Annotated in this window: 23 protein-coding genes; 12 read left to right on the top strand and 11 right to left on the bottom strand. The window is 46.1% G+C overall.

Annotated features, from left to right (window positions below):
• Positions 1-277 precede the first annotated feature (277 nt).
• Genes ACWPOD_RS07535 through ACWPOD_RS07525 form a run of 3 tightly spaced genes read left to right on the top strand, consistent with a single transcriptional unit; the run spans position 278 to position 2250 of the window.
• Positions 278-733: a hypothetical protein gene (locus tag ACWPOD_RS07535; protein ID WP_005391987.1), complete on the top strand. Its 456-nt coding sequence runs from the start codon at positions 278-280 to the stop codon at positions 731-733.
• Between the two features lie 5 nt (positions 734-738).
• The gene (locus ACWPOD_RS07530; protein WP_109169350.1) at positions 739-1836 is read left to right on the top strand and encodes a GGDEF domain-containing protein; all 1098 of its coding nucleotides are present in this window, start codon (positions 739-741) and stop codon (positions 1834-1836) included.
• 9 nt (positions 1837-1845) lie between these two features.
• Positions 1846-2250 (top strand): hypothetical protein, encoded by a 405-nt coding sequence (locus ACWPOD_RS07525; RefSeq protein WP_031831553.1) that lies wholly within the window; start codon positions 1846-1848, stop codon positions 2248-2250.
• A gap of 109 nt (positions 2251-2359) precedes the next feature.
• Here the strand turns inward: ACWPOD_RS07525 and ACWPOD_RS07520 are convergent, their stop codons facing one another.
• On the bottom strand, positions 2360-3163 hold the full coding sequence (locus ACWPOD_RS07520; RefSeq protein WP_005464970.1) for a Cof-type HAD-IIB family hydrolase: 804 nt from the start codon (positions 3161-3163) through the stop codon (positions 2360-2362).
• Positions 3164-3258: 95 nt separating this feature from the next.
• Positions 3259-4146 carry a LysR family transcriptional regulator gene (locus tag ACWPOD_RS07515; protein ID WP_167427147.1) on the bottom strand — a complete coding sequence of 296 codons (888 nt, stop codon included), beginning with the start codon at positions 4144-4146 and terminating at the stop codon, positions 3259-3261.
• Positions 4147-4272: 126 nt separating this feature from the next.
• On the opposite strand from ACWPOD_RS07515, the gene ACWPOD_RS07510 reads away from it, so the two are divergent.
• The 3 genes from ACWPOD_RS07510 (at position 4273) to ACWPOD_RS07500 (ending at position 7550) form a co-directional block, all read left to right on the top strand.
• The gene (locus tag ACWPOD_RS07510; RefSeq protein WP_167427146.1) at positions 4273-5139 is read left to right on the top strand and encodes an MBL fold metallo-hydrolase; all 867 of its coding nucleotides are present in this window, start codon (positions 4273-4275) and stop codon (positions 5137-5139) included.
• Entirely contained in the window at positions 5133-5753 is a 621-nt protein-coding gene (locus ACWPOD_RS07505; RefSeq protein WP_167427145.1) for a DsbA family protein, read from the top strand. The genes ACWPOD_RS07510 and ACWPOD_RS07505 overlap by 7 nt, the downstream gene beginning before the upstream one ends.
• Before the next feature lie 117 nt (positions 5754-5870).
• Complete coding sequence (locus tag ACWPOD_RS07500) at positions 5871-7550, top strand: pseudouridine synthase (protein WP_456231738.1); 1680 nt, start codon at positions 5871-5873, stop codon at positions 7548-7550.
• Positions 7551-7647: 97 nt separating this feature from the next.
• On the opposite strand, the gene ACWPOD_RS07495 is transcribed toward ACWPOD_RS07500, so the two are convergent.
• The gene (locus ACWPOD_RS07495; RefSeq protein ID WP_456231737.1) at positions 7648-8988 is read right to left on the bottom strand and encodes an MATE family efflux transporter; all 1341 of its coding nucleotides are present in this window, start codon (positions 8986-8988) and stop codon (positions 7648-7650) included.
• Between the two features lie 533 nt (positions 8989-9521).
• Here ACWPOD_RS07495 and ACWPOD_RS07490 point away from each other — a divergent pair.
• On the top strand, positions 9522-10670 hold the full coding sequence (locus ACWPOD_RS07490) for a GGDEF domain-containing protein (RefSeq protein WP_048625526.1): 1149 nt from the start codon (positions 9522-9524) through the stop codon (positions 10668-10670).
• Positions 10671-10673: 3 nt separating this feature from the next.
• On the opposite strand, the gene ACWPOD_RS07485 is transcribed toward ACWPOD_RS07490, so the two are convergent.
• Both ACWPOD_RS07485 and ppnP read right to left on the bottom strand, forming a co-directional pair.
• Positions 10674-10955 (bottom strand): hypothetical protein, encoded by a 282-nt coding sequence (locus ACWPOD_RS07485; protein WP_041853103.1) that lies wholly within the window; start codon positions 10953-10955, stop codon positions 10674-10676.
• A 131-nt stretch (positions 10956-11086) separates the two neighbouring features.
• A complete protein-coding gene (gene ppnP / locus ACWPOD_RS07480) occupies positions 11087-11371 on the bottom strand; it encodes a pyrimidine/purine nucleoside phosphorylase (protein WP_005392006.1) in 285 nt (94 codons plus the stop codon).
• Between the two features lie 326 nt (positions 11372-11697).
• Here ppnP and ACWPOD_RS07475 point away from each other — a divergent pair, with 326 nt between their 5' ends.
• Positions 11698-12201, top strand: coding sequence for a DUF2850 domain-containing protein (locus tag ACWPOD_RS07475; protein ID WP_104972159.1), 504 nt, complete (start codon positions 11698-11700; stop codon positions 12199-12201).
• Between the two features lie 369 nt (positions 12202-12570).
• Complete coding sequence (locus tag ACWPOD_RS07470; RefSeq protein ID WP_167427142.1) at positions 12571-15117, top strand: glycosyl hydrolase family 18 protein; 2547 nt, start codon at positions 12571-12573, stop codon at positions 15115-15117.
• Positions 15118-15291: 174 nt separating this feature from the next.
• Here ACWPOD_RS07470 and ACWPOD_RS07465 read toward each other — a convergent pair whose 3' ends face one another.
• Together ACWPOD_RS07465 and ACWPOD_RS07460 are read right to left on the bottom strand one after the other, a co-directional pair.
• Positions 15292-16149: an alpha/beta fold hydrolase gene (locus tag ACWPOD_RS07465; RefSeq protein WP_074190254.1), complete on the bottom strand. Its 858-nt coding sequence runs from the start codon at positions 16147-16149 to the stop codon at positions 15292-15294.
• Between the two features lie 129 nt (positions 16150-16278).
• Positions 16279-16869: a TetR/AcrR family transcriptional regulator gene (locus ACWPOD_RS07460; RefSeq protein ID WP_005392013.1), complete on the bottom strand. Its 591-nt coding sequence runs from the start codon at positions 16867-16869 to the stop codon at positions 16279-16281.
• 252 nt (positions 16870-17121) lie between these two features.
• Between ACWPOD_RS07460 and ACWPOD_RS07455 the strand changes: the two genes are divergently transcribed.
• Entirely contained in the window at positions 17122-18147 is a 1026-nt protein-coding gene (locus ACWPOD_RS07455) for an acyltransferase (RefSeq protein WP_167427141.1), read from the top strand.
• Between the two features lie 420 nt (positions 18148-18567).
• Positions 18568-19998, top strand: a complete 1431-nt coding sequence (gene nhaD / locus ACWPOD_RS07450; protein WP_005392020.1) for a sodium:proton antiporter NhaD — start codon at positions 18568-18570, stop codon at positions 19996-19998.
• Positions 19999-20035: 37 nt separating this feature from the next.
• Here the strand turns inward: nhaD and ACWPOD_RS07445 are convergent, their stop codons facing one another.
• Positions 20036-20431 carry a GFA family protein gene (locus tag ACWPOD_RS07445; RefSeq protein WP_053809316.1) on the bottom strand — a complete coding sequence of 132 codons (396 nt, stop codon included), beginning with the start codon at positions 20429-20431 and terminating at the stop codon, positions 20036-20038.
• 201 nt (positions 20432-20632) lie between these two features.
• Between ACWPOD_RS07445 and ACWPOD_RS07440 the strand changes: the two genes are divergently transcribed.
• A complete protein-coding gene (locus ACWPOD_RS07440) occupies positions 20633-21241 on the top strand; it encodes a YitT family protein (RefSeq protein WP_006740933.1) in 609 nt (202 codons plus the stop codon).
• Between the two features lie 79 nt (positions 21242-21320).
• On the opposite strand, the gene ACWPOD_RS07435 is transcribed toward ACWPOD_RS07440, so the two are convergent.
• The 3 genes from ACWPOD_RS07435 to ACWPOD_RS07425 all read right to left on the bottom strand — a co-directional run bounded on the left by ACWPOD_RS07435 (position 21321) and on the right by ACWPOD_RS07425 (position 24086).
• Positions 21321-22139, bottom strand: a complete 819-nt coding sequence (locus ACWPOD_RS07435; protein ID WP_317342064.1) for a hypothetical protein — start codon at positions 22137-22139, stop codon at positions 21321-21323.
• 100 nt (positions 22140-22239) lie between these two features.
• Positions 22240-22722, bottom strand: a complete 483-nt coding sequence (locus ACWPOD_RS07430; RefSeq protein WP_193447596.1) for a methylated-DNA--[protein]-cysteine S-methyltransferase — start codon at positions 22720-22722, stop codon at positions 22240-22242.
• Positions 22719-24086: an AlkA N-terminal domain-containing protein gene (locus ACWPOD_RS07425; protein ID WP_182035897.1), complete on the bottom strand. Its 1368-nt coding sequence runs from the start codon at positions 24084-24086 to the stop codon at positions 22719-22721. Before ACWPOD_RS07425 ends, ACWPOD_RS07430 begins: the two co-directional genes overlap by 4 nt.
• Positions 24087-24103 lie beyond the last annotated feature (17 nt).

Genomic DNA, 24103 nt, shown 5'->3' with positions numbered 1-24103 from the left:
ACAATACAATTCATCGGTTGAAAATAGGATTAATTTCCATTAAAAATCTGCGAACTGACACGAATTCGTTATAGAGCGAAATAATAACGCATATTTCTGACCTTTTAATTAAGAAGTCACTTAATAACCTTGACGTACAGTAAACCGACAGTTACTTTTCAAACATAACATATTATAAAATCTCATCCGGTTGGCTCTATTATTACAATTACAAATAAAGTACCGCTAGCACCTTTGTCCTAGCTCAGCAAAAAGAATAAAACTCAAAGGGCATATGATGAAAAAGATAGTCGCGCTAGGTCTGTTTTTTGTTGCGCCATTCTTATCTGCAAGTACGATCGTATTTAGCAGTAGCCAACAACCTAGTGTCACATTAAAACTGGAAGAGATTCAATCTTTACCAACCACCAGCTACACAACCACGCTGCCTTGGATCCCTGCTTCTTCTGAATTTCTTGGGGTCAAACTTAGCACGCTCCTCACCCACGTCTATGGCAAAGTGCCAGAACAAGTTGATGTCAGTAGCTTGAATGACTATCACTCGACACTGTCTCGACAAGACATTCTTAGATACCAACCAATACTGGCTTACCAACAAGATCAACACTATATAAAAGTCAGGAATAAGGGGCCATTTTGGGTAATATACTCTCTTAGTCTCTATCCTGAGCTCAACTACAATAAATATCACGCGCAAATGGTCTGGCAAGTAAATGAGATGAAAGCAAAATAATAAGAATGAAGTTATCAGAACCCACCCATCAAAAGCAGAGAGCACCACAATACTCTACAACTAGTAAAATGTTACTTGTGGTGTTTGCCACTTCTTTGCTTCTCGCAAATGTATTGCTTCTGCAGCAGACACGCGCACTGTCACAAAACTTTAATAATGAGCAAAAACAAGCAACCTGGTTTTTATTCCAACTCTCTAAAGAGCTTTCGGAACTTGTCGGAGAAGCGAGACGAGTCGATGAAAATGTATTAAATATCGAAGGTGCAGAGCTGCAATATGAATTGGCCTGGAGTAGATTCGATTTATTAATTAGTAGTAATGAAGCCTACACTTTTTTCTCTCGAAATAATATGCATCAGTATTTCATTGATCTTTTTGAGGAATTTCAGGGGCTGGAAGCGCAATTAGTTGAAGCAAGAACTGGCGATAGCCAAGCTGCGGCTCAATTTTATCGATCCACTCAAACACTGTACTTAAGCTTGGTCGATTTCGTTAATCAGAACTTTCGCCTAAGCAGCAAAGTCTATGAGGCACAGAAAGGAGAAACGCAACGGTTAATGCAAGCGCAGTATATGCTGTTTGCTACATTCGTTTTGTCGATCCTGTCTCTGACTTATTTCTTTTATCGTGAATCCCATTTCCATAGAAAACTGGCGCTCAGCGACCCACTGACTCATCTTGGAAATCGCAATGCACTATTTATCAACCTGAATGAGCTCACTCAAGAGAAAAGGCCTTTTTCTCTGTGGATTTTAGATTTAAATGGTTTTAAAAGTGTCAACGATACACACGGTCACCAAGTGGGAGACACCGTACTACGTGAAATTGCTAGACGGCTTAAATCTATGGCGTTGAATGATTTTACCGTCTATCGCATGGGAGGCGATGAGTTCGCCGTCATCCTCGAAGGGGAGCATGTTGATGAAGAAGGCGTTCGTGAGCATATCAATGCGGTATTTGATGCGCCAATACTAAATTCCGACAACGTCGCAACACTATCAACCAGCATGGGCTTAGCCCAATACCCAAAAGACAGTAACAATGTTGACTTTCTTATCAGCATAGCGGATAAGCGCATGTACAAAATGAAATTTCAACGTTAAACGGTATTTATGATGAGAAAGTTCATGCAAGTACTGCTTCTACTAGCAGTCATTGCGGCAGGTGTGTTGGCTTGGGTATTTATCCCATCGCACGAAACCATCGGGCAAAAAACGCTTGAGCAGGCACTCAACGACGACTACAGCCTCGTTGGGCATCGAATCTACTCAACCGATCCGGATGCTGGCAACCGATTCGGCTACTTCGTATTGGCAACGGGACAGAGCATTGAAGAACAAGAGCCGTTTTTGGTCACTTCGGATCAGTTTATTCGCATGGAACAAACGGGTGATAATACCTTGTCTGTGACCGTCAATGGCCGTATCTACCAATACCACAACGATTTGTGGGTACCAAAATCGGATGGAAAGTTGCAGCACTTTTTAGTCAGCGCAACCGCTAAGTACGTACGCTAAAAAACGGGAACATTACTACCCCATCCCACCACACACAAAAAAAAACAAAGCCCCGCATGTACTGCGGGGCTTTTTACGTTAAGAAGAAAGTAACATCGAAAGGAGGGCGTTACTTCGCTAACACTTTCTCTTTAATCACTTTGAGTACCCCAGCCTCTTGGTTGCTTGGCGCAGAATAACGAGCGATTTTCTTAATCTCTTCATGCGCGTTAGCAACCGCATACGAATGCTCACTGACTTGCAGCATTTCGAGGTCGTTGAGGTAATCACCAAACGTCATGGTTTCTGCCGGAGTAAAATTCATCGTCTCTTGAAGATGCTTAATGGCGGCGCCTTTAGAGGCCTCGGCATTCATAACATCCAGCCAAATTTTTGCGCTCACTACAACTTTATGCGTTGCGCCAAACTTCGCGTTCATGGTCGGGAACAGGAGCTCTTCCGAACCGTCAAAGTGACAAATCGCTACCTTGATGAACTCGTCTTCGACCTCAAGCAAATCCGTCACCGTTTCACAGCGATGGTAGTACTTTTGAAACTCTTCCAGTGATTGCTGATCATGCGTTTCGATGTACGCCGAGCGCTTGCCACATAATACGATGTTCGCCCCGTCAATTTCACGAGCCGCTTTCACAATCTCCGCCACTTCCGCTTTAGGAATGGTGCAACTGTAGAGCTCTTTGTCTTGGTACATCACCAAGGTGCCGTTTTCGGCCACATACAACACTCGATCTTTGATTGGCGCGAACGTGTCTCGCAGGCTGTAATACTGACGACCAGACGCAGCGGAGAACAAAATACCTTGCTCTTCCAATTGCAAAAACAGATCGAAAAACTCTGGATCCAAACGACCGTATTGGTCAAGCAAAGTGCCGTCCATATCGGAAGCAATAAATTTTATGCGAACTTGTGACATTAACTAAAACTCTAAATGACGCTGCGAAAAATATATCCATGTAAGGTACAGGATCTTGTATGAATCTCAAGCCGGGATGACGAGGCCTTTCGCGATTACCAAGGGTGCTGTTTAAAGTAATCTTCACTGTGATCGATGAACGCTCTCACCGCAGGAGACAAGTGTTTACGCGATGAATACAGCGCGTAAATGTTGAGATCATTTGGCTTCCAATCCGGCAACACCGACTCAAGCTGACCCGATTGCAGATAGATATTGCTCAAATAGGTTGGCAGCATCGAAATACCCATGCCTTGCAAAGCGCCATGCAATAACGCCGTGGCCTCATTGCTGGTTAGGCTACACTCAATTCCCACCGATTCGAACTGGTCGCCCTGAGACAAATGCCACACGTGACGCTCAAAGTTTTTGTAACCCAAACAGTCGTGTGAAGATAAATCTCGCGGATGCGCGATCGCGCGATGAGTTTGCAAGTATTGCGGTGATGCCACCAACACCGATTCACACACCGCAATCGGCTTACCAATCAAAGAAGGATCGGGATCTGACGCAATTCGGATCGCTAGATCGATGCGTTGCTCGGTTAGATCACTCACTGAATCTTGCAGATCAATGTCGATATGCACTTTGGGGTGCTTTTGCATAAAACTGTTTACTGCTGGGATCAACTGTGAGAACCCAAATGAAGTGCTAGACGCGAGACGGATTTTTCCGGACAGCTCACCATCAACGGCAATGTTTGACGTCAACGTATCGGCCTGTTTTAACCAGCGCTCAATCTGAGGCAAGCTGCGTTCCCCTGCGGTGGTGAGGGACACCTTGCGCGTGGTGCGGTGCAACAAACGAGTTTGTAGCCAGTTCTCCATCGCCTCTACATAACGAGTCACCATTGGCCGAGACATGTCTAACCGCTCGGCGGTCGCGGTAAAACTGCCAGAATACACCACATCCACAAATACTTTTGCTGCCGTTACTCTGTCCATATATTTGCTCGAAATAAGAAATAGTGATGCACATTATTGTGTATTTTTCCGAGCGTATCAATTTCCTAATATAGCTCCCGTTCCCAAGCCATCGTCGCTTGGCCCCAAATTCTTTAGGAGCTTATTATGAAAAAATTCACTTTTATTGCTACATCCATTTTAATGGCAAGCCCTGTCCTAGCGGCAAACCACTCTCCCCTTACTCTTGAGGTTTACAACGCCGACGGTAACAGCTTCCACGTTAACTCAACCTTGGTATACGGTAAGACTGATGCCATGGTCATCGACACTGGCTTCACCAAAGCTGACGCGATGCGCATTGCCGCCAAAGTGTTGGACTCAGGCAAAACGCTTAAAACCATTTTCATCAGCCAAGCCGACCCAGATTACTACTTTGGCGCAGAGGCCTTACACCAACAGTTCCCTGATGCGCAGATCATCACAACGCCAGCGGTTCAAAAAATTATTAAAGAGAAGTTGGCTGGAAAGCTGGCGTACTGGGGACCAAAACTTGGCGCAAACGCACCGGTAAAACCAGTGATCCCTGTCGCGTACGACAAAGCATCATTAGAGCTAGAAGGCCATAAGATTGAAATCCGTGGTAACCATGGCACATCAGCACACCGCCCTTACCTATGGATTCCAGATAACAAAGCGATTCTGGGTAACGTAGCCGTGTACTCAAACGTGCATTTATGGATGGCCGATGCCGCTGACCAAACCGCCATCAATGCTTGGGAGCAGCAGCTTAGCGAGATGCTTGCGCTTAAACCTCAAGTGGTCATTCCTGGTCACATGAAAGCAGGCACAAAGCTGAACGCAGACACCATTCGCTACTCGCAACAATACTTGCAGGATTTTCAGCAAGCGAAAAAACACAGCAATAACAGCGCTCTACTCATTGACACCATGTCAGCGAAATACCCAGAAGCTCAATTGCCAATCGCGCTAGAAATCGGTGCAAAAGTGCATACTGGTGAAATGTCATGGTAACCGTGCATTACTTCTTCGATCCCATGTGTGGTTGGTGCTACGGGGCATCACCACTCATCGAAGCCTTGATGGACAACTCTCAATTTAAGGTAGTGCTTCATCCCGGCGGCATGATCGAGAAACGCGCGATTGAGCCTGAATTTCGTCAGCACATCATCAACAGTGACACTCGTATCGCAACCGAAACGGGAGCAACGTTTGGTGAGGCTTATTTACAACGCGTGAAAAGCGAAGATGCGTTTGTTCTTGATTCTTATCTACCAACACAAGCGATCTTGAGTGCGGAGAAAATGGGGCGGAATCCATGGCACATGCTAAAGGCCATCCAATCCGCGCATTATCAGCTCGGGTTAAAAGTGAATGAAGCATCGACGCTCAAAGCCATTGCAGAATCGCTAGGTTTAGCAAACGATGTGTGGGAGCAAAACATGACGTTAAGCGAAGCCGATCTAGATGAGAAAATTCGCTCTAGCCGACAGTTGATGCGCCAGTTACACGTTGGTGGTTATCCAACCCTGATTGCAGAAGTAAATGGCGAGTACCTGACCTTGCCGCACTCGGCCTACTACGACAAACCGGCACAGTGGAAGCTGGCATTACAAAAACTGCAATAAGCTCTTCCCCACTCGCTCTTGTTCTTAATCCAAGAGCGAGTGCCAACACCGACATGGCAATCCTGACTCAAACAGGTACAATCCTCGCTCGATTTTTTACTCGCGCGGATACCCACCATGCACTCGCCTGAACATTGTTTTACTCGTTTTACTGCTGATACTTCTGACTATGAATTACCAACGCAGTTTACGTTTCCGTTCTACTACACGCCGCATCCTCTTTGCGTTATGGCTGCAAAGCAATTGCAACAGCACTTATTAGCGCAAACCGACTTCGAACACGATTTTGGTTTGGTTAATGAAGAAACGGGACGAGGCAAAATGTTTGGCGTATTACTAGTAGAAAGCTCTCAAGGCGAGCTCGGCTTTTTAAGTGCGTTTTCTGGCAAAATAGCTGACCAAAACTTGATTCCAGGATTTGTCCCTCCTGTGTACGACATGCTGACCGATGAAGGCTTCTTCCGTGCAGAAACGGATGCCATCAACGCCGCCAATGCGGAGTACAAAACCTGTGCCGCGAATCCGGAATTGGCGGAGCTTAAAGCGCAAATCCAAGCCGACCGAGCCGCTTATCAGCAAGAGGAGCAAACACAGCGCCAAGTGATGATTGACGGCCGCGCCGCACGCAAACAACAGCGCCAACAGGGCGAGCAAACGCTCAATGCCGATGACCTCAAAATCTTGTTGGATGAGTTGGGTAAGCAAAGTGTCGCCGAGAAAAACGTTCTCAAATACTTAAAGCAAGCGTGGGATGAAAAGCTTGCAATCAAAGAAGCTCGCTTGGCCGAGTTAGAGCAGCAACTTGCTCATCTGAAAGAGCAGCGCAAAACGCTCTCCAACGCTTTGCAGCACAAATTGCATAAACAATACCGCTTCCTAAACAACCATGGCGAAGCACGCGACTTGGTGGACATTTTTGCGGACACCACAAACCCAATCCCACCAGCAGGTGCGGGGGAATGTGCTGCGCCAAAACTGCTTCAATACGCGTTTAAACACGGATTCAAACCGCTGGCGTTGGCAGAATTTTGGTGGGGTGTGTCGCCAAAGTCTGAAGTTCGCCAACACAAAAAATTCTACCCATCATGCAACAGCAAATGTCAGCCGATTTTAGGCCATATGATGCAAGGGCTGGACGTCGAACCCAACCCATTAGCGGAGAATTGGGCAGAAGACAAAGAGCTGGAGATAATCTACCAAGACGACGCTATGGTCGTCGTCAACAAGCCCTCGGGCTTACTTTCAGTGCCTGGTAAAACTATCAAGGACTCTGCTTATACGCGCCTACAAGCGATGTACCCTGATGTGGAAGGGCCGTTTGTGATTCATCGCCTCGACATGGCGACCTCTGGCATTTTGGTGTTTGCCTTAACCAAGCGCGCGAACAAAAGTCTGCAAAAACAGTTTATGGCTCGCGACGTACAAAAACGTTATATGGCACTGCTCGAAGGCGTATTAAACGAGCCTGAAGGGGAAATCTCACTGCCAATGCGTGGTGACCCCGACGACCGCCCACGTCAACTGGTGTGTTTTGAACACGGGAAACATGCAGAAACCTACTGGCAACTGATTGACGTCAAAGATGGACGCAGCAAGGTATACATGTATCCGAAAACCGGGCGAACTCACCAACTACGTGTACACAGTGCTCATCACATGGGATTAAACATGCCAATGGTTGGTGATGGTTTATACGGCGAAAAAGCGAATCGCTTGCACCTGCATGCTGAGATGCTAGAGCTGGATCATCCATACAGCAAAGAGCGTATGGTGTTCCAAGCTGAGTGCGAATTCTAACGTCTTCCCGATTTTAAATAACAAAAAGGCACTGACTAACAGTGCCTTTTTTGTTTTCTAACAACAGAATAAGCGTGATGCGCAATACCGAAAACCGTTAGCTCACCTTAAACTTGGTCCACACCTGAGAGCGCCAACGTCTTGCCATGATGATACCACGTACCCATTCATCGAGTGCGATTGCCATCCAAGCCCCTAAAACGCCATAACCCAAGTGGATGCCAAAGATGTAAGAGAAAAGCACGCCTAATCCCCACATACTCAAAATCCCCATTTGCACTGGGAACTTGATGTCACCCGCGCCTTTGAGCCCCGCGATAAAAATCAGGTTAAACACACGTCCAGCTTCGAGCAAAATTGAGCCCATGACTAACGAGCTTGCCAATGCGAGTATTTCCGGTTGATCGGTAAATACGCGCAGAATCTCTTCTCTAAACAGGTAAACCAGTGTGGTTGCAGCCGTTGATGCCACAAATCCCACTAAGAAGTAGATTTGTACGCGTTTTAAAATGCTACTCACCCAACCTTTACCGATGTAGTAACCGGTCTTAATTTGCGCAGCCTGACCAATTGCCAGCGCGAAAGCAAACGAGAAACGGGCAATGTTTTGCGCATAAGTGAAAGCCGCTAACGATGCCGTCCCCATTTGCACCACAAAGTACACAATGCAGATTTGCGCCACATTGTAAGACAGCACTTCACCCGCGTTCATACCGCCGATTTTTAAGATTTTTTTGTAAATCTCTGCCGGTACTTGTTTCATAGTCGACATTGGTAGTTCAATGCTACTGCGAGCGAGAATAAACCATAACATTAACGTACCGATGACTTGGCTGACGACGGTTGCTATTGCTACACCTTGCACACCATACACAGGTAAACCGAATGGCTGGTAAAGCGCAATATAGTTACCAATGATGTTGAACACACCCGAGATCAAGTTCACCACCATTGGAGAGCGCGAATAGCCATGGCTACGCAGAATGGTCGTAAAGACTATGCCTATGGTGACGTTGAACGTCATCGCTCCGCTGATCAGCAAATATTCACGTGCGTATTGCTCGACTTGCGCCTCCAAACCGTAATACGGGAGCAGGAATATCGCACCAAGCACGGCAATCACACTCAATAGCACACCGACGAGCACAGACAACGCAATACTCGCAACACCAACGCTCACAGACTCTTGCTCGCGCCCTGCGCCATTGTATTGGGCAATCAAAATCCCCGTTCCGCTGCTGACAAACGTCGAAACGATGATTAAGAAAAAGGTAATCTGCGTGATCACACCAACAGCGGATACGGCTTTGTCCGAGTAGCCACTCAGCATGAACACGTCACTGGTTCCTAAAGCCGTCCGTAGCAAAATTTCGACAAGAATCGGCCAAGCTAACGCCACAATAGACATTCGCTGGTTGATGTTCTGGCTTTTAGGCATGTTTGTAACCTTTCCTACAACTAAAAACTGCCTCACAAAATGTGTGAAGCAGTTTGGAAAAAGAGTGACTCGAACGAAGCTCGATATGAGGTCGTGATTTAGCGCGGATTCTAGTCGCATATTGGTCACAACGACAACAATATTTCGCTCTGTTTCGGAAAAATATTTCTAATGCTTTTTCACAACGAAAAACTCATTGCCGGAACTTAGAGATCGTCGATTGACGAACAATGAGCTCAATAGGTAGAAGGCGCAGTTCATGCTACTCCCAACAGAGTTGAGTCAGGATAGATCCTGCAAATACGGCGGTGGAAATGCATTACTTTGAATTATAAATAGAACTATCTGAAGCCATAAAGATCCGCCATGGAAAAATTTATAAGCTTGTGTTGTGCTTTGAGCACTCTCACCAAACCACATTTCTAGGCCCATACTAAAAATGACTGACATCACATTTGGAAACTTTGTTGTTCTATTTATCGCTAAAATACCGCCTAGAATAAGCGTACACGTTAATTAAGTAAGGATACGTAATGTCGACATTGGCTGGAGCACGCTTAGAGGAAATGGCGGATATCCGCTCAACAAGAAAAAAGAAAATTGTCTTTTTATGCTCCAGTATCGCCGCGGCATGTTTAACTTATGGCTCCATTGCTCAATTGTTTGAGGATAATTGGGGATTAAGCTTTTTCCATGCTCTGTGTGCCTTAGCCTGTTTAGGTATCAGTTATGTGATAAAGGTTCAACGACATCATCAATATGCCGACCTATGGCTGAGTGCAGTTTTGATGTTCGAAGGGTTATTGCTACTTCTGTATAACGATGCCCCCTCAGGCAAACTACTATGGCTATACCCTATTGTCGCCACTCTGGTGCTGATCAATGAGTTTAAAGTCGGTCTGCTGTTTAGTGGCACCTATATCTTACTGATCTTTTTTGGCGTCGTTTTTTTAGATCGGCTACCAACAGCCAGTGACATCATAGAACGACGATTTATGCTGACCCTGATAGCAACTGCATTTGTGTGTCACACATTCTCGTATTACTACACAAAAGTCCTCAACTACATTCAAACACTTTATCGTGAAGGGATTGAAGAGTTGGCGTATTTTGACCAACTCACAGGGCTTGCCAACCGCTGGAGCTTTGAAACTTGGGCGCGAGCAAAGCTCGATGAGATCAACCATTCATCTGATGACAGCATCACTGCTCTGGTCTTCCTAGATATTGATAACTTCAAACATATTAACGACACCTACGGACACGATATTGGTGACCAAGTGCTTCAAGCCTTTGCAACTCGATTAAAAAACAATGTTCGCCATAAAGACAGAAAAACCGACAAACACGACTACTCCATCGCTCGATTTGCGGGCGACGAGTTTGTGCTCATGCTGTACGACATAAACAGTAAAGATGACCTCGACAGCATTTTGAAGCGTATTGTGAATCTATTCCCAAAAGGCTACCGAAGCTACGATATGATTAACGAGTTAACAATGAGTGTGGGCGCTGCTATCTACAAACAAGATGCGAAGGATTTATCTGAATTGACTCGGTGCGCAGATAAAGCAATGTATGCGGCTAAACACACAGGGAAAAACCAATACGCGTATTACGAACACTGCAATACCGAAGAGAAGTCAGCCTCTGAAACGCCGGCTGTGTCAGAAGCTTGCTAACGGTTAAGCGAATACATGCATCACCCATAGCCCCAGCACCAGAAATACGATTAGCCACACAGCTTGCAGCACTCTGCTCGGCTTATCTTGCTGGCGACCGAATTGGCCTTTAAACGCACGGTCCTTCACTTTGCCCATTAAGCCTTTTCCTAGAGCACGTCGATAGAATTCACGTCTCTTATGGGCTGCATTGGCGACCTCGGTAAAACGATGTCTTTGCTCATTGGTGAGATCTTTGTCCTCGTAACGAGGAGGGAGATCAGAATGCTTGCGTTGTACTGCCATCACTTCCTCCCTGGTCGATGGGTACATTTTTATTAAGTATATACCCAAATAACCAAAAGATGCGTTATAAGTGAAGGACATAGACGAAAAAACCACCCGAAGGTGGCTTTGTTACAGGCAAAAAGGACGCTTTAGAAGTACTCACATAAATACGCAGTCGCGTCTTTCACTTGAAGTTCAAATGAGGAGTTCCCTTCCACTTCAAAAAACTCACCACTTTGGTAAGTCGTCCAATCACTCTCGCCGACACGCTTGACCACAAGTGCACCTTTTACAACCGTCATACGCTCAGGCGCTTGAGTGCCGAACGTGTATTCACCAGGAAGCATTACACCAACGCTAACGTCCTGATCATTCTGGTTAAAGCCTAGTGATTTTACACTACCTGCAAAATAGCTATTTTCCTTAATACTCATTATTGGTTTCCTTATCAAAAGTCCGCTCTTTTTTACCTTGTTTCTTCCTGTTACTCAAGCTCTGAAAGCCATTAAGCTCAACGTTATAAAGCACATCCTTTGCTACTGAGCGAGGCCACCTTTTTCTAGGCTTAACCAGACGACGTAATTAGTGAGATAAAGTCGGTGAATTAGTTAACGCTAGCAAACAATAAAACCATCAATAAGAGTGTATCCGAATGTAAAAGTGGACATTAGATCATAATTTCTTAGTCTTAATGGCGGGATTGTTTGTTTTTGAGAAGGAAGGTTTCCACCATATTAAAAAAGGGAAGAAAAGTAGACCAATGACGGACTCAGCTCGCCGAAGGCGGAAAACAAGACAGGAACCAAAACTTTCATTTTGGGCTCGCCACCAATCCAAAGTCCTCAAAAGCACATTTGCCGTTTTTGGGGTGGGTCTTTTGACGTTTTTCAGCTATCAAATCCACCTATCCTATCAAGACCATATTGACCCGGAAAAAGTCTACGGCGAGTGGATTGAGATCGGCGCGCCACCCTACCAAACAGAACGTCTGACTTTCACAGAGGATGGGGTATATCGAAACCATCGACTCATCACGACAGAATTTGAATTCGATGGAAAGGTCATCACGTTGAACACTGGATTAGGAAAAACCGCGTACCAGATCTCGGGCTCTCACCTTTCACCTCAGATTCGCCGTATTGAGCCTCTTATTCCAGATCAACGATTCATCCGTAAGGGATTTGAGCATACCGTTCAAGGCTCAGAAACCGGAGCGGCTTCAAAACGTCGCGCTGCATTAAGTGAACATTTCAGCCGTGACTAGCACGTCTTCACGGCTATTTCTCCTTTCAATTCTCTTTCTACTTCGATGAAACAAAACCTTAATAAACAATGAAATAAGGTGTTCATCGCATTTATCACACTCGCTACTGAGTAAACAATAATTTTAGTTTCTGCTGAGATTTTATAAATTATTGACTCAGTCTGACACTTTCTGTGTAACAGAGTGCGAGTTTTAGTTAAGTTCTCTCAAGTGCCTCGAAAACCGTCTTAATTTTTTTTGACGAAAAAAAACTCTCTGAAATGCTGAGTGTGATGCTTTTGCACATGGAGTAAATCCAATCATCTTATCTGGTGCAAGAGCAGCCTATGTTCTAGGTAGAACATGAATCCAAGGATTGAGAGAGAAGTTATGATTCGATTTAACCTATGTGCAGCTGGCGTTGCTTTAGCACTATCAGGTGCTGCAGTTGCGGCTCCAACCGCGCCAAGTATCGATATGTACGGTTCCAACAACCTTCAGTTTTCTAAAATTGAACTCGCGATGGAAACCACGTCAGGCTACTACGACATGGTGAAATACCATGAGCAAGCGAAGATCACTGTTAAGTTTAACCAGTGGAGTGGCACGCCAGGTGATACTTACAACGTCTATTTTGATGGTGCAAAAGTAGCAACCGGCCCAATCACTGGTAGCCAAACAACAGCGACATTTGAATATGGTCAGGGCGGCCTATACCAAATGGAAATCGAGGCGTGTGATGCGACAGGTTGTGCGAAAAGCGCACCAGCTGAAATCACGATTGCAGATACCGATGGTTCTCACTTGAAGCCACTGACGATGAACGTTGATCCAAACAACAAAACGTACAATACCGATCCAAGCGTCGTGATGGGTACGTATTTTGTTGAGTGGGGCATCTATGGTCGTGACTACACGGTCGATAACATGCCAGTCGACAACTTGACTCACATCCTTTACGGTTTTATCCCAATTTGTGGCCCAAATGAGTCTGTGAAGTCTGTTGGCGGCAACAGCTTCAATGCACTACAAACCGCTTGTACAGGCGTGCCTGACTACGAAGTCGTGATCCACGACCCTTGGGCCGCTTATCAAAAGAGCTTCCCACAAGCTGGTCATGAATACAGCACACCTATCAAGGGTAACTACGCAATGCTAATGGCATTGAAACAACGTAACCCTGATCTAAAAATCATCCCATCTATCGGTGGCTGGACGCTGTCTGACCCATTCTTCGATTTCGTAGACAAGAAAAACCGAGACACATTCGTCGCATCGGTTAAGAAGTTCCTGAAAACTTGGAAATTCTACGACGGTGTTGATATCGACTGGGAATTCCCTGGTGGCGGCGGTGCAGCCGCGGATAAGGGCGACCCTGTAAACGATGGCCCTGCTTACATCGCACTGATGCGTGAATTGCGCGTAATGCTTGATGAATTAGAAGCTGAGACAGGCCGTACTTACGAGCTAACGTCAGCTATCGGTGTCGGTTACGACAAGATTGAAGACGTAGACTATGCAGATGCGGTTCAATACATGGACTACATCTTCGCGATGACTTACGACTTCTATGGCGGTTGGAACAACGTTCCTGGTCACCAAACTGCGCTTTACTGTGGTTCATTCATGCGCCCTGGTCAGTGTGACGGTAGTGGCGTTGATGAGAACGGCGAACCGTACAAAGGTCCTGCTTACACAGCAGATAACGGCATCCAGCTTCTTCTTGCTCAAGGCGTTCCTGCGAACAAGCTAGTACTTGGTACAGCAATGTACGGTCGTGGCTGGGAAGGCGTAACTCCAGATACGCTCACTGATCCAAACGACCCAATGACAGGTACTGCTACAGGTAAACTGAAGGGCAGCACAGCGCAAGGTGTTTGGGAAGATGGCGTAATCGACTACAAAGGCATTAAGTCATTCATGCTAGGTGCAAACAACACTGGCATTAACGGCTTCGAGTACGGCTATGATGCACAAGCAGAAGCACCATGGGTGTGGAACCGCACAACGGGTGAGTTGATCACATTTGATGACCATCGCTCAGTGCTAGCAAAAGGTAGCTACGCTAAGTCTCTAGGTCTAGCGGGTCTATTCTCTTGGGAAATCGACGCGGATAACGGCGACATTCTCAACGCAATGCACGAAGGTATGGCTGGCGGTGTAGTTCCTCAACCAAACCGTAAACCAACCGCAGCTGCTGGCGCAGATCAATCTGTAACTGGCCCAGCAAGTGTGGTTCTAGATGGTAGCCTATCGAAAGACTCTGACGGTACTATCGCGAGTTACGCGTGGGAACAAGTATCTGGTACAGCAGTGGTACTAGCAGGCGCAGACACAGCGAAAGCAAGCTTTGATGCAGCAGAGGTTACTGTTGAGGAGCAATTAACTTTCAAGCTGACAGTGACTGACAACGAAGGTGCAACGGCATCTGACCTTGTTGTAGTAACTGTGAAGCCAGCAGGTGTGGTTGACCCAGCGAACAATGCGCCAGTAGCGCAAGTTGTTGCTCCAGCAACAGCAAACGCTGGTGACGTTGTGGTTGTAGATGCGTCAGCCTCTAGCGATGCAGACAACGATACTCTTACTTTCAACTGGACGCTGCCTCAAGGTTTGAACGCAACGGTTGAAGGTTCTAAAGTAACTTTCACTGCTGCTGAATACCCGCAAGACACTAGCCTAAGCTTTACCGTAAGTGTGAGCGACGGCAAAGCGTCTTCAACGGCAAGCGCAACTGTTGTTGTTGCACAGCATACCACCGATCCAAACCCAGGCACCTGTGACAACGCATGGGATGCAAGCGCAGTGTACACAGGCGGCAACCAAGTCACTCATGCAGGTAAAACTTGGGAAGCGAAATGGTGGACTCAGGGTGACGATCCTAGCCAATCTGGCGAATGGGGCGTTTGGAAAGAAGTTGGCGTAGCTAACTGTAACTAAGCCCAACCTTGCAGACTTTCTGTAAAGTTAACGATCAAAGGACAGCTTCGGCTGTCCTTTTTTGTTTTTATCTCATAACGAGAAAGGCGATACCATAGACGAAAAACAATCCGAGGTATTGCTTTCAAATCGAATTAGCCCAAAACGGACCGAGCCAATTAGCAAGCATGAAGATTACCAAGCACGATCGAGTAAACGGTCAAAACTACTGAAGACTTGTGCACACTTCATCACTCGGCCATGGCCTTGACCTTGCGTTGTCACTAACTCAACATTTTCAATCTCTTCAGCGGCTTGTGCAGAGATACTGTACTTAGTGAACTTATCCTGCTCATCATGAACAATGATGGCTGGAGACGAGCGCTCAGCCAAACGCTTCAGCGGATCAATTGACTGTAATGGGTAACCAAATTGATCTTCAACTTCAGAAACTACGGCATTAAAAAGCTTCATCGAATAACCTGAACGCGCAATGCTACCGAATAGGTTCTCTACGTAATTCAATACCGGTGCAATAAGCAGTAAAGGCTTGTTTTCTAATTTGCTATGTCGGCACTCAAGAGCAGAAGCGGTGCCCATGCTGTGCCCAACTAGACCAACAATATCGTCTACCGTATCTAACACATCTTCTAACCCTTTGACAAAACCCGGAATGTGCCCATACTGCCCTTCACTCTCACCATGTGCTGGATGATCGTATGCCAAAGCGGTGAAACCTTTCGACGCAATATGTTCCATCAACGGATAAAACTGACTTGCGGTGCCAGACCAACCATGAGTTAACACCCAAATAGGTCCAGAGCCCAAAGTGTAGGTTTTGATAATGCCTGCATGCCCTTTAATTTCACCTTTGGCAAGTCCTTGAGGTTCGGTGTTTTTAGGTGCTGTGCGAGCAGGTGTCAGGAGCAACTTACGCGCGGTATTCTTTGCATGGGAAGGGGCCAGCGTATGGTGTAAACGCGTACTGATGTTCACCAAACTGCGCTTAATACTGAAACGTTGCGATGTATTAAAGTAAATTTTTTCACTCATGATTATGTCCTTAACTATCAGCTACGCACAAAAATAGAACGGTCGTGCTTTTTATGCTGATAAGAAAGAGCGAACTCAGCCGCTCTTTATGATTTTATGTCTACAAATCTGGAAAGCGAATAACTGGTATCAGCCTTTCCAGCGAGAAAATAAGTTGTCGATCCCTTGCCAAAACAGGCGCAAGCTTTCTTCCTCACCTTTAATTGAGTAAAAAACATGCGCACTCAAATAAAGACCGTATAAATCAAACGTTGCTTGGCGTGTATCTAAGTCTGCTGCAAATTCTTGCTTCTCTTTGCCTTTCGTTATTTGGATCTCCAAATAGCTCAGCCAAGTGTCTATGGATTTACGCAGTCCGGCCTGAAGTGGGCAATCTTTATCTGCCGTGTCATTCCAAGCGTCTAGAAACATACAACTTCCTTGAAATGCGTGGTTCCAAGTCATCCAAGAGTCGAGCAACCCTCGAATTTTACGTTCGATATTGCCATCCCCTGCTTCACGAACAGGCTCAATAACTCGGGCGGCGAACACTTTATTGGCGTGCTCCAATACCGATAGTTGTAAATTCAACTTCGAATTGAAGTGGGCAAACAGACCACTTTTCGACATACCGCATTGCTTGGCTAACTCACCAATCGTAAGACTTTCTAATCCGTCTTCGCTGGCGATCTCAAAAGCCCGTTGCAGAATAAACTCTTTTGTCACTTTTCCTTTTTGCATAATCTTATTTTTAGCACGATCGTTCTTTTTTGCAATCTAGAGTTAACTGGTCTAACCATACATTAGTGTCATTTTCGACTCGCTAATCACGTATTGAGTTGGTTAATGGGTTAATAATTAAGAAGTTTGAAGTAAGTCTTAAATTTAAACACAGCTTCAGTGTAAGCGCGAGTCTGTTGACTTTTTCACGCATTAATTCAGCCACAACCTGCTACTTTCACCTAAGTTTTTTTTATTTAGGTAAGTAATGTAATGGCAAAGAAACAAAAAATAGCCAGCTTAGAGTTTGCGCGTATTATTGCGATGTTTGCAATTATAGGATTGCACTGCCAGATGGCCCTGACATACTGGCAATGGGATGGAATACCGTGGGTTGGCTATATACTCAACCAATTGGCTCGTTTTGCTGTGCCACTGTTTTTTCTCATTTCTGGTTATCTTATCCAGCCCAAGCTAAGCCGCGCACCTATCGAAACACTAAAAAACTACGCCAAACCACTGATGAAGGTTTGGCTCATTTGGAGCGTGATCAGTTTATTGATGCCATTCCAGTGGCAAACTGTCGCTGAGGCGGGGTATCTCGCCGAAAGGCAGGGCTACTGGGGCTACTTAATGTCGACCCCGCTCAATTCACTCGTCGAAGGCGGGCTCGTTCACCTGTGGTTTATTCCAGCTCTGGTTATTGCCGTTGCCTTAATTGCCTTCCTCGTGCATATCAATATGGCTCAATTGGTACTGCCAACCGCCGTATTGCTATACATATACGGCGTGTTTGCTGGCAGTTATTCGACCATTACCGACCTGCCAGCGCCTTTCTTTACTCGTAATGGGCCGTTTTTCAGTACGTTGCTGGTAACACTGGGTTATCTAGCACGAGAAGAACAGTGGCGATGGTCGCGAAACAATACGATTCGATGCATTCTTCTTGGTATGGCGCTGCACTTTGGTGAAGCTTATTGGCTAATGCAACACGAGGTCGCTTTTAATTCTCACGACTTCCTGTTTGGTACTGTTATCTGGGCCCTGGGTGTCTTTATGTGGCTCTTAGTCCACCCACATTTTGGCGATATGCCTTGGGTATTCAAACTATCTCCTAGCGTGTTAGGCATTTATGTTAGCCATCTGCTTGTGATAATTATAATGATGAATGTCGCTGGATTTATCGGGTTGCAACACCTCGCGAAAGACGCATTTATTTATCCTGCAACGATTGTCGCAACCATAATACTTATGAAAGCAATTGAGGCTTCGCCGTTGAGAAAATGGCTGCTGCGCTAAATCCATTCAGCGCTCGATATAGCTAGCTCTAGCTCAAAAGGGTTAGAGCTAGCCAGTTAAAAATGAGATTTCTCTCTCACTGACCAATTTTTGACTTTCTAATCCTTCAGAATTTGCCGTCACTCACAAAAAACATTGTTCATTTCCTTTAAATTGGCTCGACTATTACAACATTGCTCATTAAACGGAGGCTGTATGTGGGCAGGTCAAGGACTCGTTCCTTTTTTAGAGATTAGCCATTGGTTAACTTACGGTTTGTATGCCGCTGTGGTTTTATTTGGCGCAGCAAGCATTGCGTCACTCAGAAAATAGTGGCGCACACTATCATTTCCTAACTCCTACTGTTAATTCGAGCTCTCTCACAACTAACTCATTAATTTGTGGCTAATATTTCTCCAACCAGACAAAGGAGAAATGTCTATGCCAATCTATCCAATTGTAGCTTTCTGCTGTTTGTTGTTCTCTAGCGCCACCTTTGCTGCCCCCACCAATGAACTGAACCTTGTTAATTCTGGTGTTGGTTACGCGGCTCTCATTATCTTTTCGATTGCTTACATACTGGTTATGTTGGAAGAGTATCTGAAAATGAGAAAATCCAAGCCTGTGCTGCTCGCTGCAGGGTTAATTTGGATTCTGATTGGCTACACCTTTGCTCAACACAACCAGCCAGAAATCGCCAAATCCGCACTAGAACACAACTTGTTGGAATACGCGGAACTGCTGCTGTTTTTATTAGTAGCGATGACTTACATCAATGCTATGGAAGAGCGCAAACTCTTCGATGCCTTACAGGCGTGGATGGTCGGCAAAGGCTTTGGCTTCAAAAAGCTGTTTTGGCTGACAGGGTTTCTCGCCTTTATTATTTCACCGATTGCCGATAACTTAACCACAGCCCTCTTGATGTGCGCTGTGGTGATGAAAGTCTCCGGTGATAATCCTAGATTCGTGAATCTTGCCTGTATCAACATTGTTATCGCTGCCAACGCTGGCGGTGCATTCAGCCCATTTGGTGACATTACGACCCTGATGGTGTGGCAAGCTGGGCATGTCAGCTTTGCTGAATTCATCCCGTTATTCGTCCCGTCACTGGTGAACTATTTGGTTCCTGCGTTTTTGATGTCACTCTTTGTTCCAAACACCAAACCGAATACGATTCACCAACACGTAGAACTGAAACGCGGCGCGAGACGTATTGTCGCACTATTCATTCTGACGATTGCCACCGCAGTCTCTTTCCACGCTTTGCTGCACTTCCCACCAGTTATGGGCATGATGATGGGCTTGGCCTACTTACAATTTTTCGGCTACTTCTTACGCCAAACACTCAAACATTCCTTGGCAAAAAAAGCGGCCATGGCAATTGCCAATGGCGACGATCACGCATTAAAACGCTTAGGTTCAGTCGTTCCGTTTGACGTGTTCCACCGTGTATCTCGCGCAGAATGGGACACCTTGCTGTTCTTCTACGGCGTAGTGATGTGTGTCGGCGGTTTGAGCTTACTTGGCTATCTCGAACTGGTTTCAAACGTCATGTACAACCAATGGAACCCTGTCTGGGCCAACGTGATGGTTGGTGTTCTATCTGCCATCGTCGATAACATTCCGGTTATGTTTGCTGTACTGACTATGGAACCAAGCATGTCGATGGGGAACTGGTTACTTGTCACATTGACTGCGGGTGTGGGGGGCAGCTTGCTTTCAATTGGCTCTGCGGCAGGTGTCGCATTAATGGGAGCCGCGCGTGGTCAATATACCTTCTTTGGCCACCTAAAATGGGCTCCCGTCATCGCCTTGGGTTATGCCGCCAGTATTGCGGTACACTTGTGGATGAATAGCGGTTTATTTACCTAAAAGCACCGTGAGTCAGGCGCTTAACTTGCGATATAACCTAACTGTCGGATGGATGGTTAACGCCATCCATCACTTCGATAGTTCCCAATTCATATGGGTTGACGCCCTCTAAACAGCCGACATTATAGCCGTACTCACTCGGGTCAGAGCGACGCTGATGGTGCGTATAAATACCACATTCGCCACAGAAAAAGTGCTTCGCTGTGCGAGTGTTAAATTGATACAGCTTCAAAACGTCTTCGCCTTGCACGATACGAATACCATTCAGAGGCACAGATGCCACAATCGCGCCGCGACGTCGACACATGGAGCAATCACATCGTCTCGGCTTCTCAATACCATTAGGTAATGCAAGTTCCAGCTCAACTTTTCCGCAGTGACAACTCAGTCGATGTAATGCGTTGATTTGGGTAGTGCCGACTTTCTTAATCATAACTTTTCCTTGTTGTTTTTCTACCTGTGTACATTATGTTAAACAGGCTAGCATCAGCACAATCTTGTCCAAAAACTCGACATTCATCACTTTTCGCGACATTTTATTGGCCGATTTGTTAGTTGCTATTTTGGCAACTGTTTATCTCGTTGGATGGACGTGTTGTCTCCGGCGCGGTTTTTAAACCAAGGAAAAAATTTTATGGATAAAGATCATAGCCTAAGAGAGAACCTCTTGGCTCTGACGCTCGGCAGTGCGTTAGTGTCGCTTGGGGTAATATTTTTCAGCAAAGTAGGATTGCTCACCGGAGGTACGGCTGGTTTGGCGATCTTCCTTACCAAAGTGAGTGACTTCAGCTTTGGTCAGATATTTTTCGCTCTCAACCTCCCTTTTTATATTTTGTCTGTAATGCGCATGGGATGGCGCTTCACCATTAATACTTTCATTGCGGTCTCGATTGTTTCTTTTGCGGTCGATCATCTGCACCATGTGATTGAAATTTCACGAATCGAACCTTTCTATGCAGCACTTCTAGGTGGTGGGTTAATTGGAATAGGTATGTTGGTGATTTTCCGTCACAAGATGAGTTTAGGCGGTTTTAACATTTTAGCGTTGTACCTTCAGGAACGTTTTGGGATTCGAGCTGGTAAAGTTCAGATGGCGCTCGATTGTGCCATCGTAGTGATGTCGCTGTTCATTGTGGATGTGCACCTTATCGCTCTATCCGTCCTAGGTGCCGTGGCGACAAACTTGATTTTGGCGATGAACCATAAACCAGGACGATACCAGGCAAAAGCGCAAATAGCCTAATCAACATCGTGTAATGAGTGAACTTACAAAATATGAGCCCCGAGCCATTCGCTCGGGGCTTTTTTATTCAACGTTGAGATCATGTCAACGAACTCGTTGCGCAGTATTGCTGCATCCCCACATCCACTTGAGCTTTATATTTCTGGCTAAGATGGAAGTGTACTTGCATCAGCAAATCATGCGCATGGAACAGCTCAAACGCGTCGCCACCATTTTGCTGACAAATGGCTTCGCAGCGCTCGGCATGCTGCTTGGCTTGTCCGGCTTCACCCGCTTTGAGTAAACTCATCGCTAAGCGATACTCTGCACGTTCTTCTTGCATCCAACCACCCGCCACTTTCCAGTAATCCAACGCGAGCTTGGCCGCTTCTAGCATCCTCGATTTTTCCACATCCGTGCGCTCAGCCAGCGCTTCATACTGACACGCCAAGTTGTTTGCTGTGATTGCAATAGAGCGTGCTAGCGGCCCTTCAGCATCTTGTGGTGTCATACCTAGCGCGGCTTTCGCCAGCCATTGGCTCGCCAGTTCAAGCTGAGCAAGCGCAGAAAGTTCATTCGAAATCAAAGCGTAAACTCGTCGTTGGTCTTGCTCTGCTAACAACCCCACACAGTCAGTGCCATCAACGAAAAAGCGCGCAACGGCAATACTGCGTTGCAATGCCGAACTCTCGGCAACCTTGCGTTCATCAAAGTGCTCTAAGCAGGTAAGAAACTGTTCTGGGCACTGGAGGTGACCAATCGCGGTGTGCAGCATCAATGCGAATATTCGCTCGATGTGGCTAACGTTTTCCACCTCACTCAGAGCCGTTTCCAATTGAGCATAAGTTTGTTCGGGCTGTGTTTCGTGATGCTGCCAACACTCACTCATGAATGCATCAAAATCCGTTTTGAAAGGCATGTCCTTATTATCCTTTTTCTATTCGTATAACGAATATGAAACTCTACACTATCGTTTCCCCTGTGCAGCACGCTTAGTCACAATATGAGAATCGCCTCACTTAAAGCGGTGTACCTTGCTCCAACGCAAGTAAACGTTGCTTGCGCTCTACTCCACCAGCATACCCTGTCAATTTACCGCTTTTGCCAATAACGCGATGACAAGGCACCACGATAGAAATAGGATTTTTTCCGTTTGCCAACCCAACAGCGCGCACAGCTTTAGGGTTGCCAATCGCGTTGGCGAGATCTTGATAGCTCCACGTTTCGCCGTATGGAATGGTCGTTAGTGCCTGCCAAACTTGATTTTGAAAATCCGTGCCTGTAGCCGCCAAAGGCAGCTCAAATTCATTACGTAGGCCAGAAAAGTATTCATTCAACTGGGTAACAGCTTGGCGCAAAACTGGGTGTTGATCGTCTCGCGCTCCCAGTTCACTCGGCTTAGTGGTGCATGTTTCAAACCAAATGCCAAGCAAGCCCTCAGTGTTAGATTGGATGGTCACCGTTCCTAATAGGCTCGGCATTTCGGTATAAAATGTTTTCATGATTGATTCCATAAGTGAAACGTCGCGTAGCTTCCCCAAGGGGCCGCAGTGTGCGTATTCAGTGATGGGTAACGCTGCATCGCCTTTTTCACCACTAAGTCTTTATCTAAAAAGCAATCGGGTTGAGATTGCCCTCGCAGTTGAGCATAACTAACTGTCCAAGGTCCAATGCCTTTCAAGGCTAGCCACTGCTGGGGGGCGGCTTCTGAGTTGTCCTGCATGAACTGGGCGAAGCGCACTAGCGTCTCTTTACGGCTTTGCGGCATGCGCAAAAAGCTCACGTCAGTATTCGCTATCGCATCTGGTGTCGGGAAAAAGCGTTTTTCTGACTCTCCACTAAGTGTGGTCACCAATAAGTTAAGTTGACCAATCGCCGCTTTAACCGACACTTGCTGGCCTAAAATCGCTCTAACCCCTGCCTCCCATGCATTCCATACACCAGGAATCCGAATACCTTTACTCGACACAAGCCCCGGTGCAACATAATCCAAATGCTGCTCAACAGTACAAATATCGGCGTCAAGATCGAACATACGACGAATGTCAGACACCAAGTTTTGCAGCTTCGTTACGTCTTCAATTTCAAACGCTAGCTCTAGGTACCCTTCACCTTTGGTTGCTTTAAACCACGCTTTACTGGTATCCAGACAAACGTTGCGCTGATAACTCTCATCACTCACCAGCTCAACCCCCTCAATCGCTCGTAAACGGTAGAAGTCCAACATGTGCTGCCAATTCAATTCACCTCGATAAGGCAAGGCAATTCGATTGCTACCCATACCGTCAAACTCTTTGCGACGGACTTGAGAAGGCGTCAGTTTGAGAAACTTTTGGAAAGCATCGTTAAAGCGGCGTGTACTATTAAAACCGGCGGCGAAGCCTACTTCCGTGACCGACATAGAACTGGAATGAAGTAACTGTTTGGCGAACATTAATTGTTGATATTGCGCATACTGCTTGGGTGACATGCCTAGATACTGCTCAAACAACATACGTAAGTAGCGATCCGAAATCCCAACACGCTCTGCTAGCTCAGACACCGAGTGATGATGCAGTTCCCCTCGATCAATTAACGAAATCGCTCGTTGAAAGGTCGTTTCTACGCCTTTCCATGCCCAAGAACCCGGCGCGCTATCAGGTCGACAACGCAAACAAGGACGGTACCCCGCTTGGAGAGCTTGCGCTTTATCGGTGAAGTACTCTACATTTTCTTCTTTAGGTAAATTAGCCGGACAAATTGGGCGACAAAAGATCCCCGTTGTTTTCACAGCCACATAAAATCGCCCATCAAAGCGGCTGTCTCGCGCGACTCGCGCCTTATGACACTGCTCGAAAGTCAGTGAGGTATGGGGGTGAATAAACATAGTGCTTTCCTTGCTCA

Source organism: Vibrio sp. JZG120 (assembly GCF_053890955.1).
Note: the sequence above shows the minus strand (reverse complement) of the source record. Positions and strands in the feature narration are given on the sequence as shown.